Origin of the sequence: Mesorhizobium sp. M1312 (assembly GCF_040318115.1) — a bacterium.
In the GTDB taxonomy this organism is placed as follows: domain Bacteria; phylum Pseudomonadota; class Alphaproteobacteria; order Rhizobiales; family Rhizobiaceae; genus Mesorhizobium.
In genome coordinates, this window is sequence record NZ_JAMYLQ010000009.1 from 43,042 (window position 1) to 60,041 (window position 17,000).

19 protein-coding genes, 1 tRNA gene and 2 pseudogenes are annotated in these 17,000 nt (G+C 60.1%); 17 read left to right on the top strand and 5 right to left on the bottom strand.

Features of this window, described 5'->3' with window-relative positions:
* Nucleotides 1-295 precede the first annotated feature (295 nt).
* Both NKH36_RS12915 and NKH36_RS12920 read left to right on the top strand, forming a co-directional pair.
* Nucleotides 296-541, top strand: coding sequence for a zinc-finger domain-containing protein (locus NKH36_RS12915; RefSeq protein WP_352962395.1), 246 nt, complete (start codon nt 296-298; stop codon nt 539-541).
* Between the two features lie 16 nt (nt 542-557).
* Nucleotides 558-1,787, top strand: a complete 1,230-nt coding sequence (locus NKH36_RS12920; RefSeq protein ID WP_352962397.1) for an FAD-dependent monooxygenase — start codon at nt 558-560, stop codon at nt 1,785-1,787.
* A 96-nt stretch (nt 1,788-1,883) separates the two neighbouring features.
* Here NKH36_RS12920 and NKH36_RS12925 read toward each other — a convergent pair.
* A pseudogene (locus tag NKH36_RS12925) lies at nt 1,884-2,114 on the bottom strand (DUF2459 domain-containing protein); the annotation flags it as partial.
* 415 nt (nt 2,115-2,529) lie between these two features.
* Between NKH36_RS12925 and NKH36_RS12935 the strand changes: the two are divergent.
* The 6 genes from NKH36_RS12935 to NKH36_RS12960 all read left to right on the top strand — a co-directional run bounded on the left by NKH36_RS12935 (nt 2,530) and on the right by NKH36_RS12960 (nt 5,508).
* Complete coding sequence (locus NKH36_RS12935) at nt 2,530-2,835, top strand: ETC complex I subunit (protein ID WP_127320127.1); 306 nt, start codon at nt 2,530-2,532, stop codon at nt 2,833-2,835.
* A gap of 57 nt (nt 2,836-2,892) precedes the next feature.
* Nucleotides 2,893-2,969: transfer RNA gene (locus tag NKH36_RS12940), tRNA-Arg, on the top strand.
* 718 nt (nt 2,970-3,687) lie between these two features.
* Nucleotides 3,688-3,873, top strand: a complete 186-nt coding sequence (locus tag NKH36_RS12945; RefSeq protein WP_352962400.1) for a hypothetical protein — start codon at nt 3,688-3,690, stop codon at nt 3,871-3,873.
* A 576-nt stretch (nt 3,874-4,449) separates the two neighbouring features.
* Complete coding sequence (locus NKH36_RS12950) at nt 4,450-4,734, top strand: DUF982 domain-containing protein (protein ID WP_352962403.1); 285 nt, start codon at nt 4,450-4,452, stop codon at nt 4,732-4,734.
* Between the two features lie 129 nt (nt 4,735-4,863).
* Nucleotides 4,864-5,073 (top strand): hypothetical protein, encoded by a 210-nt coding sequence (locus NKH36_RS12955; protein WP_352962406.1) that lies wholly within the window; start codon nt 4,864-4,866, stop codon nt 5,071-5,073.
* A gap of 225 nt (nt 5,074-5,298) precedes the next feature.
* Complete coding sequence (locus NKH36_RS12960) at nt 5,299-5,508, top strand: hypothetical protein (protein WP_077379297.1); 210 nt, start codon at nt 5,299-5,301, stop codon at nt 5,506-5,508.
* Nucleotide 5,509: 1 nt separating this feature from the next.
* Here the strand turns inward: NKH36_RS12960 and NKH36_RS12965 are convergent, their stop codons facing one another.
* On the bottom strand, nt 5,510-5,698 hold the full coding sequence (locus NKH36_RS12965; protein WP_352951705.1) for a hypothetical protein: 189 nt from the start codon (nt 5,696-5,698) through the stop codon (nt 5,510-5,512).
* Nucleotides 5,699-6,719: 1,021 nt separating this feature from the next.
* On the opposite strand from NKH36_RS12965, the gene NKH36_RS12970 reads away from it, so the two are divergent.
* Together NKH36_RS12970 and NKH36_RS12975 are read left to right on the top strand one after the other, a co-directional pair.
* Nucleotides 6,720-7,172, top strand: a complete 453-nt coding sequence (locus tag NKH36_RS12970) for a DUF982 domain-containing protein (protein ID WP_352962409.1) — start codon at nt 6,720-6,722, stop codon at nt 7,170-7,172.
* A gap of 94 nt (nt 7,173-7,266) precedes the next feature.
* Nucleotides 7,267-7,515, top strand: coding sequence for a DUF982 domain-containing protein (locus tag NKH36_RS12975; protein WP_352962412.1), 249 nt, complete (start codon nt 7,267-7,269; stop codon nt 7,513-7,515).
* Between the two features lie 303 nt (nt 7,516-7,818).
* Here NKH36_RS12975 and NKH36_RS12980 read toward each other — a convergent pair whose 3' ends face one another.
* The gene (locus tag NKH36_RS12980; protein WP_352962415.1) at nt 7,819-8,643 is read right to left on the bottom strand and encodes a class I SAM-dependent methyltransferase; all 825 of its coding nucleotides are present in this window, start codon (nt 8,641-8,643) and stop codon (nt 7,819-7,821) included.
* Nucleotides 8,644-9,175: 532 nt separating this feature from the next.
* Here NKH36_RS12980 and NKH36_RS12985 point away from each other — a divergent pair.
* The 6 genes from NKH36_RS12985 to NKH36_RS13010 all read left to right on the top strand — a co-directional run bounded on the left by NKH36_RS12985 (nt 9,176) and on the right by NKH36_RS13010 (nt 13,798).
* The gene (locus NKH36_RS12985; RefSeq protein ID WP_352962418.1) at nt 9,176-9,556 is read left to right on the top strand and encodes a response regulator; all 381 of its coding nucleotides are present in this window, start codon (nt 9,176-9,178) and stop codon (nt 9,554-9,556) included.
* A 518-nt stretch (nt 9,557-10,074) separates the two neighbouring features.
* On the top strand, nt 10,075-10,956 hold the full coding sequence (locus NKH36_RS12990; protein WP_352962421.1) for a DUF2935 domain-containing protein: 882 nt from the start codon (nt 10,075-10,077) through the stop codon (nt 10,954-10,956).
* A gap of 262 nt (nt 10,957-11,218) precedes the next feature.
* The gene (locus tag NKH36_RS12995) at nt 11,219-12,595 is read left to right on the top strand and encodes an MFS transporter (protein WP_352962424.1); all 1,377 of its coding nucleotides are present in this window, start codon (nt 11,219-11,221) and stop codon (nt 12,593-12,595) included.
* A complete protein-coding gene (locus NKH36_RS13000; protein ID WP_352962426.1) occupies nt 12,555-12,764 on the top strand; it encodes a hypothetical protein in 210 nt (69 codons plus the stop codon). Before NKH36_RS12995 ends, NKH36_RS13000 begins: the two co-directional genes overlap by 41 nt.
* 458 nt (nt 12,765-13,222) lie before the next feature.
* Nucleotides 13,223-13,522: a DUF1236 domain-containing protein gene (locus NKH36_RS13005; RefSeq protein WP_287260821.1), complete on the top strand. Its 300-nt coding sequence runs from the start codon at nt 13,223-13,225 to the stop codon at nt 13,520-13,522.
* Nucleotides 13,523-13,597: 75 nt separating this feature from the next.
* Nucleotides 13,598-13,798: a hypothetical protein gene (locus tag NKH36_RS13010; RefSeq protein WP_352962644.1), complete on the top strand. Its 201-nt coding sequence runs from the start codon at nt 13,598-13,600 to the stop codon at nt 13,796-13,798.
* Nucleotides 13,799-13,856: 58 nt separating this feature from the next.
* Here the strand turns inward: NKH36_RS13010 and NKH36_RS13015 are convergent, their stop codons facing one another.
* Nucleotides 13,857-14,021, bottom strand: coding sequence for a hypothetical protein (locus NKH36_RS13015; RefSeq protein ID WP_352962428.1), 165 nt, complete (start codon nt 14,019-14,021; stop codon nt 13,857-13,859).
* 109 nt (nt 14,022-14,130) lie between these two features.
* Complete coding sequence (locus tag NKH36_RS13020; RefSeq protein WP_352962431.1) at nt 14,131-15,423, bottom strand: Nramp family divalent metal transporter; 1,293 nt, start codon at nt 15,421-15,423, stop codon at nt 14,131-14,133.
* A gap of 407 nt (nt 15,424-15,830) precedes the next feature.
* On the opposite strand from NKH36_RS13020, the pseudogene NKH36_RS13025 reads away from it, so the two are divergent.
* Nucleotides 15,831-16,976: pseudogene (locus NKH36_RS13025) on the top strand (anion transporter); the annotation flags it as partial.
* Between the last annotated feature and the right edge of the window lie 24 nt (nt 16,977-17,000).

The window sequence follows — 17,000 nt, forward strand, 5'->3', positions numbered from 1 at the left end:
GCACCCGCTGGCCGCGGCGTCGCGCCTTTGCAGACGCGCAAAGGACGCTCTATCACTCTTAAGCTACGCATGATCCCCAGCGAAACCGAATTCGGTTTTCGGACCATGCCTTAACCGGCTTAGCTTATCCTGTGACAGGCTTTTACGACAGTTTGATTTCATCGATCTTGCAAAGAGACAGCTTATGATCCAGATGCAATCCAGGCTACAGCGCGGCCCGCCCTTGGACGCGCAAAGGACGCGGTGGAATTTTGATTTTTGCGCATGGGTTATGCGGCAAATGTAGGAGACGACAATGGCAGGCGGTTCCATTCCCCATTTCCAGAACGATGCGGGCTATGCGGCGATCGACATCGGCGTCAAGGAGTTCATGTGCACCGGCGCCAACCCGCCTTTCGACCATCCGCATGTTTTTCTCGACATGGGCGACGACAATGAAAAGGTCTGCCCCTATTGCTCGACGCTTTATCGCTATTCGTCAAAGCTGAAGGCGACGGAAACGCTGCCTGCGGGATGCCTCTATATCGACCAGGCCGCCTGACGCGCACGCCATTCCCATGGACGACACCCGGTCCCGGCAGGTCGTTATCGCCGGAGCCGGCGTCGCCGGACTGACTGCGGCACTGGCATTTTCCGAGCGCGGGTATCTGGTGCGGCTGTTCGAACAGGCGCCGCGCCTCGAAGCGGCCGGCGCCGGTATCCAGCTCTCACCCAACGCAACGCGCATCCTTCGCCAGCTCGGCGTGCTCGACCGGCTGTTGCCGGCGGCGGTGCGGCCGGAGGCGGTCGTGCTCAAGGACGCTGCCACGCTGCACGAGCTGGCGCGGGTGCCGCTTGGCGAAGCAGCCGAAAGGCGCTGGCAGGCGCCCTATCTCGTCGCTCATCGGGCTGACCTGCAAGACGCGCTGATTTCGCGACTTGCCGAACAGCCGGACATCAGTCTCGTCACCGGCGCGCGCGTCGGCGGCGTCGCCGCAGGACCGCGCCATACCACGGCAACGGTCGAGATTGCCGGCAAGACGGTCGAAGCCGACGGCTTTCTGTTGATCGGTGCCGACGGCGTCTGGTCAACGATCCGCGCTTTTGGCGGGCTTCTGGCCAAAAGCCGGTTTTCAGGCGAGCTTGCCTGGCGCGCTACGATCAGTACAGACAGTGTCGCGGGAGAAGCCCTTGCGGCGGTCGGCGCCGTCAATTGCGTGACCACCTTCCTGCATCCCGGCTTCCACCTCGTCGCCTATCCGGTCAGCAACGGCACGGCGTTCAACCTGGCCGCCTTCACCAGGGGCGAGGTTATCGCCGAAGGCTGGTCGGGCCACGCCGACCCCAACATCCTCGTCGGCGCCATGCATGGCACGGCGGCAGCACTGGCCCGGCTTGCCGAGGATGCCGGCCCCTGGACCGCATGGCCGATCCATACGGTCGACCAGGCACATCCATGGACGACGCCCGCCGGCATCGCGCTGATCGGCGATGCGGCGCATGCGATGACGCCGTTTGCGGCGCAGGGCGCGGCGATCGCGATCGAGGATGCCGCAACCCTTGCCGGCTTTGTCGCCGCCTCGCCTGCCGACCCCTGGAGCGCGCTTGCCGCCTGGGACAAGGTGCGGCGCCCGCGCATCGCCAAGGTCGCCCGCCGCGGTGCCGTCAACCGCTTCGCCTGGCATGCAGCGGGGCCGGTGGCCGTCGCGCGCAACCTGTTCCTGAAGCTGCGCTCGCCGGAAAAGCTCGCGGCCGATCTCGACTGGCTCTATGGCTGGCGGCCGCCGGAAATCGTCGATCGGCGATGAAAACTCGACGGTGGCGGGACAGAGGGGCGCGCGAAGGAATGAGGCAGTCGACTTCTGCCCCACTCGCAAAACCGGCTGATCAAGCCGGAACGACCATCAACTATAAAGCCGCATCGACAGGTCGAGCGAGGCCGGCAGCGGATTCCACCAGCCCGTCCGCAGGCCGGCGATACGCAGAGCCGCCGCCGTCCAGGTGTTGCAGCCGACCAGCGCATTGAAATGACCGTTGGCTTCGTAGAAGCGGTCGAACCTGGAATAGCCGGCATTCTCGATCAGGATCGGACCGCTAGGCCCTTGCTGGAAACTTGCGGCGATGAAGTCGAGCAGTCCACCCATGACCGGCGGCGTGAAGAAGGCATCGAGGCCCTTCTGGCTACGGCGCATCAGACAGGCGCCGACCTCGACAATGACCTGCAGGATCGCCCCGGCGCCGATGGCAAGGGCCAGCGCCGACCCTTGCGGCGCATACGCCAGGCTGCCGAGCCGCATGCCGAGAACCGCGGTCCCGCCGGGGAGCAAGGTCAGGCCGGCGAATGTCCACAGCGGCGGCCGCTCCTTCTTATTTTCTGCGTTGTAGCAAACTGCTCAAGCCGATTGAGGGGATGGTTTTTTGCCTTGAACCGTCGCGCGGTCATCGCCGTGTCGAAGGGTACGGCAGGCACCGGCCTTGCCGTCGGCGGCATTGCGCAGTAATGACGGGAATACAGCGGCGGTGCCGCTTGCACGTAGCAACGAGGTGTTCATGTCAGCGCGCATTTTCAGCCCAGCCAAAACCGCGATGCAGTCCGGCAAGGCCAAGACCGGCCACTGGGTGCTGGAATTCGATCCCGAGATGCGCAAGAAAATCGATCCGCTGATGGGCTACACCACGTCGGGTGACATGCGGAGTCAGATCAGGCTCACCTTCGACACCCGGGAAGAGGCGGTGGCCTATGCCGAGAAAGAGGGCCTGGCCTTCCGTGTCGAGGAGCCGAAGGAATCCAAGCGCCGCCAGATTTCCTATGCGGAGAATTTCCGCTATGACCGCAGGACGCCCTGGACGCATTGACCGGCAAATGCCGGGCGCCCAGCGCATAATTCGGCCGGCCCTTGGCGTCGGCCCAGCGGTCCCGTAGCTCAGCTGGATAGAGCACCGGCCTTCTAAGCCGATGGTCACAGGTTCGAATCCTGTCGGGATCGCCAGCATTTTCAGGGTCCATTCTGGACACATAGGTTACGGTTTATACCGGAGACATGGGTAACACTTTCGGCCTCATTGGGATCGAGGCGCGTTGCGGGAACCCGAGGGGTCGCGGGGGGCTTCGCGCGTGCCTGATCCAGTTGTAGATCAGGCGATTACCGCGGTCCTGACACGGCGTACCACGGACACTGTCTCGATCAGAGCGAACCAAATTCGGCAGGCTGCGCCTAATTTGGCAGCATCCAACGACGAGCGAGCTAGTTATCCTCGCCTTTCTACCAGATATTGGTGGCCCTCTCATTCCTCGAAATCACTTGTTGATCTTTCCCCAAATGTGGCACTCCCGCACACGGACGCGCAATAGCCTTCGACCTCCACGAATAATGCTGTGACACTCTTTGGGAGCTCGAAGTTTCCAGCAACGTTTTGACCTCCTCATGGAACCGTTTAGCCACCAAAGAGTTGCGTCTGAAACTAGGCGGACCATTATGGCAACCCGAGATAGGGACCGTGGCTTTCGAGAGTTGATCGGTTCGGAAGACAATCGCCGGAAGCTACGCAAACGATTAAGTCTGGAAGGGGATCAAACTCTGCCACCGAGGCTTGTCGCATTAGCGATGAAGCTTCAGGAGGAGCTTGAGCGGCGAGAGCAAGTGTTGGCTGGCGACAACCACCGGCTGCCCTAAGTTCCTCCCATAGTGTCTCATTTAAGTGACTGTGATGGCAAAGCGTGACAGGGCTGTGCACAAGTCCCTTGCCGAGGCCGTTCGGGAGTTGATCGTTACCGAAGACAATCGTCGTCACATAAATAAGCTGTTTGGGCTGAACGTCGAAGCAGAACTGCCGCCAACCCTCGTTTCATTGCTTGAGGCGATCGGTAAGGCCAGTCGGGACGAAACCCCATAGCTGCTCTAGTTTCCCCTCACGGCCTTGGTTTCACCCTCCGATCAACATTGAGACCGACCGACCTACCTCGCTCGTTGAGAGTTTTAACCGAGCCGCCGTCGCGACCTGCACCTCGATAACTAGGCGGGGTCGTTCCAACTGCCGGTTGGAGACGCGACGCAGCCGGCAGCCTATCATTTTTCACGATTCGCGAACCGGGCAAATCCCGACCCACCCCGCGCTCGGTAACCGCTTGATCGCCCCGTCGCACTTTAGGTGCGGCGGGCTTTTGTTTCCGTATGGAACACTGGCACGCGCAAGACGTTCGCCTCCTGCAGCAATATTTCGTTGCGCACATAGGAATGCTGCGAGATCGGATTGTCCCTCCGATCAGCCCGCGTCCTTCCCCTCCGTGGGCGCGGGCTTCTTCGGGAACGAAACGATCAAGGCTCGTCGGACGAGCAGCCCTGCGCGTTGGCACCGAGCAAGGCGTGTTCAGCCTCGATGGCGTCGGGCAGCGGCGCTCTGAATTCACGATGATGCAACCACCGCCATGTCTTTGCGTTTAACCGCCTTCAATCCTGCGGAGCGACAAAAATGACGGCGTTCATCCCGATTACAATCTACCTGAATCACAGGCCGATGGTGGTCGCGTCGATAGCGGACGCTGCGAAAGCGCTTGAGCAACCATGGCCATCCATGGACAAGCCGTCCCGACTTGAAGCAATCCGAATGATCGAGGAATGCCTGGCCGGACATTGCAGTCACCAAGCTGCGTTCGCCGCTTTGGAGGCGGCTGCAACTGAACAGGGACTTCTTAAGCAGAAGCCTCCAAGCGAAGGCCTCAAGCAATTCGACGGGGTTGCTGAAGATCTGATGTGAGGTCGTGCTCGCCCGCTCGCAGATCTTCCGCGAGGGCGCATCTCGCGTCTGCGATTCTGCAACGGGGTGCGGTTTTTTGGTGTATAATAATGCTGCACGAACAAAATCTCTGGGCGAAGGGGGTTTGTCATGCCGCTTCGTGGAAGAGCAGAGGATTCGGGTGTTTTCAACCCGTCCGAGCTGGCGCTACTTGGCCGCGTGTTCAATCGTTTGAAGATTGACGGCCAATCGGAACAACAGCGCGAGTCGCTCGCGTCCCGAATTATTGCCAATTACATGGCGGGAGTGGTGGACGAGGAAGAACTTCTGTCGGCTTCGAAACAAGCGCTGGGGCGGTAGGCCGGGTAAAGCAAGCTAACCGAGTTGACCCTTCCAACCGCCGGTTGGTAGACGCGACGCAGCCGGCGCGCGTAGGATTTCCTACGATCCGGGCACACCCACCCCCGCCCACCCTGTGCCTGGTGAACGACTGATTGCCCGCCGTGCCGAAAGGTGCGGCGGGCTTTTTTGCTTTGCGCAAGTTGCGAAGTCGGATTAGCTCCGCAAGTCCATCCGGAGGGTCACATGCCGATTTATCGGAAAGCTAAAGAAGCTGGCGTCTTCAATCCGTCCGATGTCGCCCTGCTTGGCCGCGTGTTCGACCGGCTCAAGATCGAGGGGCAATCCGAACAGCGACGTGAGGCGCTTGCATCCCGAATCCTTGCCAACTACTTGGCTGGTATCACGGATGAGGACGAACTTGTCTCGGTTTCCAAACTGCCGCTGGGGCGGTGAGCTAGTGATGACTGTGCGTCACGCGATCGAGGGAGCGGCGGGCTTCGGCCAAATTCTCGGCCAGAATCTCTAGCAGGGCTTCGCTTTCCGGGAGGATAAGTCCGCACCGGCGCTCATGCTCGACAACTCTGTCTTGAAAGGACAGCGCCTTCTCATAGTGCGTGACGAGGCTGGAATATAGATGTTGCATCGTGCTTCTCCCTCGTTAGGCGAAAGCACGTTGCTCGCTCTCAAGCGCTCAATTGCCGGAAGGTATGGGCGACCGGGAAACCCTACTCTCCTTAGGGGCAAAACGCCACCATAAGCCCACCGTGCCGAAAAGTGCCAACTGCCGGTTGGTAGACGCGACGCAACCGGCCGCATATGATTTTTCACGATCCGCGCACCGGGCGCACCCACCCCCGTCCAACCCCGCGCTCGGTGATCGCTTGATCGACCCGTCGCTCTCCTGTGCGGCGGGTTTTTTTGTTTCCGGATGGAACAGTTGGTTGGAGGGGAAGTTCGCTCCTTCCGGCATCTCTTGTGCAGAAATGCCGCGAGATCTGTTCGGAGAGTCGGATGAGTGTGCATAGGGTTGGTCCAATTGAAGAGCACGCAATCGCCGCAATTCTCAACCGCGCTGACCGTGGGGACACCGTTTCGGTCGAAGCGACATTGAACCATATCCGGCACGCTGCGCCTGATCTGGTCGCATCCAACGACGAGCTAGTGGAGGCTATTATAGAGGCAGCTATCGCCTTAGGCCTGTCCGTGGCTTCCGATGCGGGTGAGTAGTAGCCGTCAATTTCGCGCGTCAGTTGTCCTCGCCCCTCTATAGTTGTTCGCGGCCCCATTGTACGAAATTGGTTGTTGATTTTTACGAGCGGCGTGCCAACAAATGGGTGCTTGGGTTATGTCCAGGGGAGGCCTCAGGTGGACATTGGGACGGACCGCGAACGTATGGCCGTGGAGCTTGTGCACGAGGCCATCCAGAAGGTCCCGCACGGTGGCGCAGTCTCCGTCAAGGCCGTTATAGCTGCGGTTCGCAAACATGGCCCTCAACTCGCAATCAGTGACACGGCCCTGCTCGACCTTATTGTAGCGACCGCTCCGGCGTTTGGACGCGCAGTAGCCTTCGACCTTAACGAATAATGCTGTGACAACTTATCCGGGCGCTTCGGGGAACCCTTCAGCAACCAAATGAGTTGCGTAAAAAGCTAAGGCAAACCGTTATGGCTACCCGAGATAGGGATAATCGTTCCTTCCGAGAATTGATCAGTTCGGAAGATAATCGTCGGAAGTTGCGCAAGCAGCTAGGTCTGGAGAACGACCGACCTTTGCCGCCGAAGCTAGCTGCCTTAGCGGTGGAGCTTCAGGAGGAGCTTGAGCGGCGAGAGCAAGAATGGGCTGAGGAGACCGCGGCTGCCCTAGTTCCCAGCAACGTGCCGCATTTATTCAGCCCCTCGGTCAGCGTGAGAACTGAGCCTCCCGATCAGACGCGCAGCGTCGACACTGCTGAGGCAGCAGTTGAGGAACTCCTGAACTGCACTAAGCGTGGCCCCAAGTGGAACCTCGCGCTGCGCGTGTGCATTGCCGCGATTGCCGACAAGATGGAAGCTGAGGAGGCCCGTAAGGCATTCCTGGCTGCTGCCGAGGAGGAAGGAGTATTGCGCCACTTCGGTTAGGTCTCCGGGATAACTGTGCCCGCGCCAGCCCCTCTCCGATCGGCTCGCTCAGAAATTTCTACCAAACATTCCGACCCACTCTAGTTGTCCCTCAATGACAACGCTTTGGTTCGTCCCTCCGGTGTTCGTGAAGACTGAAACGGACGGCGGCAGGCATGGCTGTAACAATGCGAGGGCAGCCCTTGAGCAGCTCAAGAGTTGGACCCAGAGAGGACCTCGCTGGCACAAGGCGTGGACGCTTTGCCTGTCAGCGCTGGAGGGCGATCCGATTGACCCTCATGTCGTCCGCAAGGCTTTCGTGGCTGCCGCTAAGGAGGCGGAGATGTATCTCTCGCCCGAGTAGGAGGTGTCATGGCTCTCAATTGGTTTCACCCTCCGGTCAACATCGAGACCGACCGACCTGGGCTCACCTACGGCTGCAACAGCGTCGAAGGTGCCGCCGCGGAACTCATGAAGTGGACCAAGCGGGGCCTGAGTGGAAGAAGGCGGTCGAGGCCTGCATGGCCGTCCATGATGGCGAGGGCAAGCCGACGACGTAAGGAAGGCCTTCGAAGCTGCGGCTACTGAGGAGGGTTTGCTACGCTCCTTAATTAGCCTCACTTTGCGTGGGCGCTGTTCAACACCGGATGCCGCAGAGTCAGCTGCGCTATTTGCGTGCGAGCACGACATGAGCCTCTTGCGGGAACATCAGCTGCCCTCCAGTTGAATAGATAGCCAGCGAGGAACTTACATCACCGATGATCGCTGCGATGACTGCGTCCCGCTGTCCGGCATCTATTCCGCTGACCAGCCCAGCCTGCGGAGTCGCTGCCAGCTGTAGTCGCACATATTCCTTCGACGAGGGAAATCGGATGTTCTGGGTCGTTGTGTCGATGGTCACCTGACGAAATCCCGCCCCGGCCACCAATCGGTAAAGCTCGTCCACATCGGCGAGTGAATGCTCGGACCGTTTCGTTGCCGAAGCGCCTGGACCGAGATGCCGGTCCAGGGCATCCGCCAGCGCCTTCGCCGCAGGAGTGCGCTCAATAGCGCTGAAAACGCTTAAGGCCAGCCGGCCGTCAGGCACCAGAACCCGCAACATCTCACGTAGCGAACTCGATCGGTCCGGAAAAAACTGCAGTCCGAGCTGGCAAAGAACCAGATCGAAGGTGGAGTCAGGGAACGGCATTTCGAGCGCGCTTCCCTCGTACCACTCGATACGCGGTCCAGTGCCGCTCGGGAGCGATCGAGCGACGGCAAGCATGCCCGTATTGATGTCGAGGCCGACGACCTGCCCACTTCCCATACGCTCGGCGGCCGAGCGTGCCACCACACCGGTGCCGCAAGCTACGTCCAGAACCCGCTCATCAGATAGAGGCGCAGCGCGAACCAACAGGTCGGCAGCCCACAGGGTTGTGATTGCCGGGACCAGGTAGCGCTGGTAGAGTTCCGCGGCGCTGCCTTCCAGCTGCCACTGCTCCTGCCGGGCCATAGCGTCCCTCCCGCACCGCACAGCGAGCCGCTCGGCAAAAGGCTCGATCGGCGCTTTAAGCAGCCATCATAGGCGCGTGTCTGTCAAACAAGCAACCGGGCCAACCGCCGGTTGGTAGACGCGTCGCAGCCGGCGCGCGTAGGATTTCCTTCGATCCGGGCACACCCACCCCGCCCACCCTGTGCCTAGTGAACGACTGATCTCCCGCCGTGCCGAAAGGCGCGGCGGGCTTTTTAACTTCCGTATGGAACACCCGGCTCGGGAGGGCGTTCGGCTTCTGCCGCATCTCCTGTGAACCAAGCTGCGAGATCGGTGTCCCCTCCCGATCAAGGCCCGCGTGAAGCACTTGCGCAGCGAGGCAATCTTCGGCACGCCTCGCTTCCCAAGGCTTTGGGAAGACTAGTGCGACGTGATTGTTTTCGCTCGTTAAAAATTGGGTATGGACTCTGATTTGACAGGATTATGAATTATCCGGGCGCCGTTGTCGGGATGTCAGCGCACACCGTGCTCCTGCCCATCAAAGGAGGAGGATATGAGAAAGCCTCTGGCGCTCATCTTTGAGGACGAGCCGATGATCGTCATCGATATCGAGGCGTCACTCAGAGAGGCTGGCTTTGCGGTGGCCTCAGAGCCAAGTTGCGCTCGTGCAAGACAAATTTTGGCTCTTGTCGAGCCCGACGTCGTTATCCTGGACGTGCTCTTGCGCGACTGCATCAGCTCTTCGGTTGCCGAAGAACTCGTGGCCCGTAACATCCCTTTTGTAATTTATAGTGCTACGGACATCGAGGGCCGAGGTGAGGCCTTCAAGGCCGGGACTTTTGTCGAGAAACCTGCGGACGATTCCGTGCTCGTAGCTTTGGCGAGTTCGATGGCTAGGGCATCCACGGCTGCGAAGACGCTTCCAGTGGGCTAAAATCTATGCACGTCGGTACAATATGAGATCGCCAGCCACGCACAATGGGCGCTGACGCTTGGGAGCGACCATCGGACTCCTGCCCCCAAACGTAAGGCATTGTCCGATGGCAGAGGAAGCAGGGCGGGGCCCGCCCGACAGACGACTTTGTACGCTCACTTGCGCGGGAATCCGGTGCCACTGAGCAGCAGATACGCGACATTGCATCGCTGATCGGGCTTGATCGTGCTTCGGTCCTGAGAGAAGCGCGTCTCTTGCGCCGTGATCTAGGACCGAAGCTTTAAGAGCTCTCGCCGCGGCCGATTATCAGCACCTAGAACAGCCGGCCAGCGTATCATGGCACGCGCGGTCGCGAGTTGCGCCTCGCCCCTGACCTTTTCCTTTTGGATCAATCGGATGCGGCCGCAAACGCAGCGCTCTTTGTCGCCAGGAACATTTCGCCATTTCGGCGGTTGGGCAGAATTGGCCCGCAATAGGCGCCAAATGGTTGATGCCGGCGGGCCTTTGGGAGAACTCCTATGGAAACGCAAGGCAGTTTTCGTGTCTCTCGCCGCCGCATCGTGCTTGGGGGCGGCGCATTGCTGGTGGGTACGGCACTCGTCGCGCCGGTTTTCGACGTCTTCGGTCACGATTTGCCCGGTGTCATGAAGAAGGACGGGGGGTTGAAGCAGGTCTTCTTGCCTGAAGAAGGCGCGAAAGACCCGGTTGCGCATTCCCTCGCAGAAAATATGTTCTGGACCGATATCCTGGCGGAGCACGCTGCATTTTTCGCGATGCTGATGCCGGGACCGGAGCTCGCGGCGCAACGCAGCCGCGTCGAGAAATTCCAAGCGCAATTCAAAGCGCAGTTCGAAAAGGTCCGCGACGGGGGCGTGAGCGAAGATAATTACCTCGCTTTCAACGAATCTACTGTTGAGATGGTGAAGCCTTTCGTGGACTTCAAACATGAGATGCGAAAAGCCCAGGAATCCGGCCAACTCAAGAGTCTCGTATGGCCTCTGTTCTTCGATCACACCGCGCGCGAGGCTGAACGGTTCGGCAAACGGCTGGAACAGCTCTCGGGCGGCAATGTCGAGATCGAACGTGGCGAAGCGGTGAAGTTCTGGACGCGCATCATGGGCGAGCACGCGGACTTTGTCGCGCACCTGCTCGACCCCGAAGAAGCCGCGCTCATCAAGAAAGCCATGGAGACGAGCGATGCGTTCGACAAACTGCATGACAGTCCGCCGACCGCAAAGGAGCCCGTTGAGCAAGCAGTGCAGGAGATCATCGATTTCAAGACGGCGGCTGTGAAGGGGATAGAAACGGGTGAGATCAAGAGCATCATTCATCCGTTGCTTGCGGATCATGTCCGGCGAGAGGCTGTAAAGTGCGCCGATGAGTTAAAACGCGCGGCATAAGAGGCTTGTAGTTATCGCGAAGACTCGCCGCCCGCATCAGCACGGATGACTAGGATTGTGTTTCGCTTCCTGTTCGGCGTTCCGGCACGCGCCGGACGCCGCCGAAGACTGTTGCGCTTTGCCAAAATTTTCCAAACGTTCAAAAGCACCTGAGCGGACCGGCAAGCGAGGCGATCGACGCGGAGGGGCACGGCTGAACGTCGTCCGCTCGGATGCCGGTGAGGCGTGCACCAGTCAAAGGAACTTACCTTAGGTCAACACGTTGATATCGCGCAATGCGGGAGTGCGTTATGTTTCTGCTCGCAAAAGACACAATCAAGTTCAGCATTCTTGTTGCCTTTCGGCCATCTTCGTAGATGCCTCCATCGCCCACGGCCTGCTCTGGGAGAATGATCCCTACTGGACATACTGGATCACCAAGACCTTCCTGATCACCACGGTGTTTCTGTTCGGCACGGCCTTTCTCGGCATCGGCATCGTGCCCGGGCTGGTCCTGACTGCGGTCCACACGCTCATTCTGGAAGTCTACTATCAGTGGCTGGCGCCCGTCGGGCTGCCGCAGGAACCCGAGTGGCTCGATTTCAATCACCTATGGATCACCGGCGTGCCGGTGCACTTCCTGGCGATATTCGGTGGATACCTGATGGCGCTGTGGCTGTGGCGGCGCAACCATCCTGTCCTTGAGGCTGAGCGCGGGGAGACATGGCGGTTCGTCGTTTACGGGCTGGTCACCGCCCTCATCATAGTGGCATTGGACCGTATTCTGACCCAGTTGGTTCTGCTCCGCGATTTTCCCGGCATCACGTTCTTCGTCCAGCACCTTCTGATCACCTTCGTTTTCGTCTGTGTCTGGACGGCCTATGCCGGCGCCGGCCCGGTGGGCTGGGGCGTCGGCGCGCTCATGCTCGCCCTCGTCTGGACCACCTACAGCATGTATCTCGGGCCGCGCGGCCTGCCATTCGATCAGCCGTACTATTCCGGCTACAGGGATCTCTGGTGGCTGTCGTTTCCCGGCGGTTTCGTTTCGGCGCTGATCGGCTGGTGGATTGGCGTTTGGCTGATGAACAAGCGGCGCATGATCGGCGTTGCCGGGATCGCCATGTTAGTAGGCCTGCTGGGTGTTCCTGCCGATCCGGCGAGCGCTCAAACGAGGGGCACTGATGGCTTGGTTGCGACCGCACGTGCCTCAGGAGAAGGCCTACGGGTAACCGGCGCGGATCCGTTCGCCATGAACAGCACAGTGCCGATGAACGGCACCATTGCAATCGAAACCGTGGAGATGGGAAACCGCTGGTCGCACGTCCAGAACACCGATGACGCGGGTCTCGGCCGAATTCAGCGCCGGCGAAGCCAAGTATACTGTCAAGATCGACAAGCCGATGCCGAGGCACCCGCTCGGAAGCTATACGACTTGGTCCGGCGCAGTGTACGAGCACGAGATGCACGGCAACACCGGCATCGGCACCGGGAAACTGCCGAAGGTCCGGCCAGAAATCGCCCTTTGGGGGTGGGCAGAGGTCAGCCGCAACGGCGAAGTCATTGCACGAGCAGCTCCTGCCCACATCATGGTGATGACGGACGGTCCGATCCAGGGGGTTATGCTCGAAATCGACACGGAAGACAAAGGCCTGATCGCTGAGCCGGACGGCTACATCAACGTGATGTGGCCAAAGGTCGAGGCGCTGCAAATGCCCGAGGCGCAGGACCGGACTCGTCAGATCATCGGCTGGGTGGGAATCGCCGGTTTTGTCGTTCTGTTCGGTGCGTTGGCGATTCTCGACAACAACGTTTCCCGGCCCAAAACCTAAAGTCAGCTACCAACATGTGCTCGCCCACTGGCAATCAGTGCCACCCGCGCCGCCTGCGGACCACCCGCCACATCGAGGAATGGCGGGTGATCGCTTATCAGCGCAGGAACGGACTTAGCTGCGCGGATCTCAAATCGGGTGCCTTTAGCTAACGATGATTGCTATCGCCAGGAACGTGATCGATACGGCGAACACCGGAGCGAGTAACCAGCGAGCTTGGCGGATACTATTCTCCATGGTCTCTCTCCTGTGAGCACATGGCGAGAAACGAGTGCCGACGGTCGCGGTTCCGGGCTGCACCCCGTCGTCGTCCTTTGCGACAGCAAACGTCAGACTTAGGTCCTAATTTGAGTAGACCGAAGGCCAATCAAGGAACGATTGCGGCCGCCTGAGGTTGGGTGACGCTGGCGCGAAGACGCTGCCGTTCAGCGCAACAGAACTCACGCAAGGAGACCATTATGAGAATGCATCTTTCAACTTTCGCCGCGGGATTTCTGCTGCTGGCAGGTATCGGTGCCGCTGCCGCTCAGGACGTGATCATCGAGCCTGAGCAGGAGACGGTTATCAGGGAATATGTGAAGAAGCAGCCGCTCGCCTCGGTGAAAATCCCTGGAGTGGAGCTCAATATCGGCTCAACCCTGCCCGAGACGGTCGAGCTCCATGAAGTCCCCAACACCAAATACCGCACCGTGGTCGTCGACAACAGGACCGTTGTGGTTGACCCGGGCACACGCAAGATCATCAAAATTATTGAATGACGAATGCGACTGGGAGGACAGCCCGCCGTGCCGAAAGGTGCGGCGGGAGGCCAGCAAGAGAGGAATGTGATCACCATGTCGAACCGTGAGATTGGAGCGTCCCAGGCGCTGCTAATGCGCGTGGCCGACCTCAATGAGAGGATGCGCGGCGCCCGGATTACCGAGAGTGAATTGAAGATATTTCGAAAGGTCGCAGCCGTCATGGAGGACGGGAAGGGCAGAATCGATGCCGATGATTTGATTGCCGCATCCTTCGTCATTGAGACGCTGGACTAGCCAAACCGCCTTTAAGCTCTTCAGAAAGCGAAGTGCTGCAATGTCCCTCTCTCCCAGCCTATTCTCTGTTGGTCTGACTTTCCAATGCCCACAATGCAACTTCACCGTCATCAGGAATGGCAGCTGGTTTCAGGTCGTTTCCCACTACAGGTGCGAGGGATGCGGACGCGAGATCCGGATTACCTATCCCGACAAGATTGGTATCTTCAAGAAGCACGCGCACTTGGCCACTCCCTCGCCGCGGGCGCGGTAGATACGGCAAATGTGCAGACCAAATCCTTCATCGAAAGTGAGCTCGAATTGCCGGGGTATTGCGCGAGCGTCATGGTGACCTAGATAAACCAGGTCGCTACCAGCCCTAAAGAGGCGGAAAAGATTGCGATCGTAGTAGCCCATCCCAGAGCGTTGGTTGTTCGGCTGTTGACCTTGTCTCCCATGATGCGCGGGTTGTTCGTCATTAGCATGATAAGAAGAAGCAGTGGCGGCGTGGAAAAGCCCTGCACGATCCCGGACCAGACGAGCGCCTTCATCGGGTTGAAACCCAGGAAATTCAGGCCGACAGCAATCAGCGTAAAGGCGCCGATCGCGATGTAGAACTTTGGCGCCTCACGCGGCTTGGCATGAAGACTGTGCTTCCATCCAACTGCCTGCGCCAGATCGTATGCCGCACCTGTTGTCATGACCGGAACGGCAAGGAACCCGACCCCGATCACGCCGGCAGCGAACAGCACGCCAGCGGCTGCACCAGCGAGCGGCTTGAGAGCTTCGGCTGCTTGAGCGGCGGTCTCTACGTCGTGCTCGCCGGCTTCATACAGCGTAGACCCTGTCGACAGGATAATGAAGTACATGATGAGATTGGAAAAGATCATGCCGATCAGGATATCGCGGCGGGAGCGGCGCAGTTCACCGTCCGTGGCACCCTTGCGCTCCTTCAGCGTCGTTCTCCCCTCGGCAATCTCTTCCTCCACCTCCTCATTCGACTGCCAGGTGTAGAGGTACGCTGAAAGGGTGGTGCCGATGATGGCCACCAGGATGGACAGGAACTCGCGGCTGAACTCGATCTTCGGAACAAGGGTGCCCCACAGCACCGCGGCCGCATCCGGCTTCGCCATGATGGCTGAGCCGACATAGGCAAGCAGGGCCAGTGCGAGCCAGCGGAAGATGTTTCGTATGAGCGTGTAAGAGCCCCAAAGCTGGAGAGCAAAGATCGCGGCTGCGACGACGATCACAATGAGGGGGATCGGAACAGGAAGGAAGATGTTGATGGATGCAGCCATGCCGCCGAGATCGGCGGCTGCTTCGATCGTGTTGCCGATCAGCACGCCCACAAGAACAGCCCAGAGCAGCCACCGTGGGTAGAAGTCCTTGATCGCATGAAAGAGGCCGCGGCCCGACACCTGTCCGAGCTTCGACGAGAGATACACGACCGTGTACATCATCGGCAGCGTTACAGGAGCGGTCCAAAGCAGGTCCGGGCCAAAGCGCGCGCCGGCACTTGCATAGGTACCGATCGCCGAGCAATCGTCGTCGGCGGCGCCGGTGATAAGGCCGAGTCCAAGTGCTCGCCCTATGCCGTCCTTCTTGTCTTCCCGTGGTGAAGTGGCGTTACGATCGCGCTTCGTCATTGCGGCCACGCCGCGCAAAGAGTGTCACGCGCAAGCACGAGAAAAACGTCGCGAGCAATTATCCCATAAATGTACTGCAGCACGGGAGTGGGTCTCATACCGGCAAACCTCTACCGCCGTTCCAACTCCGCAATCGGCTGCTTGTTCCCCGCGTCAGCCGAGTGTTCAGGGCATGATAAAGCCCACGATTTCGATGAGCTTGGGCGTCTTCCAAACCTTTCATCTTTTGACGGAACCCTACCCGGCGTTTTACGAGATATTCTGCCCGTGTGATTGTCTGTTGGCCGATGTGCGCCAATGGTTCGACGGCGCGCGCGTCACATCAATCTTTGATGTTGCCAAAAGGCTCGCTCGATCGGATTGAGTTCGGGTGAGTATGGCGGCAGGAATCACAGCTTGCGCCGGCTCGCCTCGACCGGGCAGGCATCGCGCTGCTCGGCGGTGCGGCGATGATCGCCATCGGCGCGCTCGGCCTGGAGGATGCCTACCGTGCCATCAATTTCGACACCATTACGCTGCTGCTCGGCATGATGATCGTCGTGGCGCATCTGAAAGTGTCGGGCGCTTTTCGCGCGCTCGGCGCCGTCGCCATCGAGCACGCGCAGGCGCCGTTCATGCTGCTGGTGATGGTGACGCTGCTGACCGGCGTTCTGTCAGCGTTCCTGGTCAATGACGCGATCTGCCTGGTCATGGCGCCGATCGTCGTCCACGTCACCCGCGTCATCAACCGCAACCCTGTCCCCTATCTGATCGCTACGGCCACGGCGTCGAATTGCGGCAGCGTCGCCACCATCACCGGCAACCCGCAGAATATGGTCATCGGCGCGCTGTCGGGGATATCCTATCCGGCCTTCTCGACAGCCCTGGCGCCGGTCGCGCTGTTCGGCCTCGGCGCCGTCATCGTCATCGTACGGATCGTCTATCGCGCCGAATTCGCGCGCAAGGCCGAGCTCAGCCCCGAGGTCTATCGCGGCCGCATGCTGCCGGGACAGGTGCTCAAGGCCGTGGTCGTCTGCATCGGACTGGCGATCGCCTTCTTTGCCGGCGTTCCGGTTGCGAAGGCGGCGCTCATCGGCGGCGCCATTCTTCTCGTGACCCGCGCCATCAAGCCGGCGCGCATCTACCGCGAGATTGACGGGCCGCTGCTGTTCATGTTTGCCGGCTTGTTCATCGTCGTCGCCGGCGCCGAGAAAACGCTGCTCAGCCCCGACATCGTCGCCTCGGCAAAAAACCTCGGGCTGAACGACGTCTGGCGGCTGTCCGGCTTCACCGCAGTGCTGTCCAACATCATGAGCAACGTTCCGGCCGTGCTGGCGCTGCGGCCGTTCATACCAGGCCTGGAGGACCCCGAGCGCGCCTGGCTGGTCGTCGCCATGAGCTCGACGCTGGCCGGCAATTTCACGCTGCTCGGTTCAGTCGCCAATCTGATCGTCGCCGAGTACGCGCGGGTCTCCGGCACACCACTGTCGTTCGCCGCCTTTTTCAAGGTCGGCCTGCCGCTGACGCTGGTTACGCTGCTGGCCGGGACGGCGTGGCTGGCGCTCGGGTTTTAGGCGACACGGATCATTGCGGCAGCA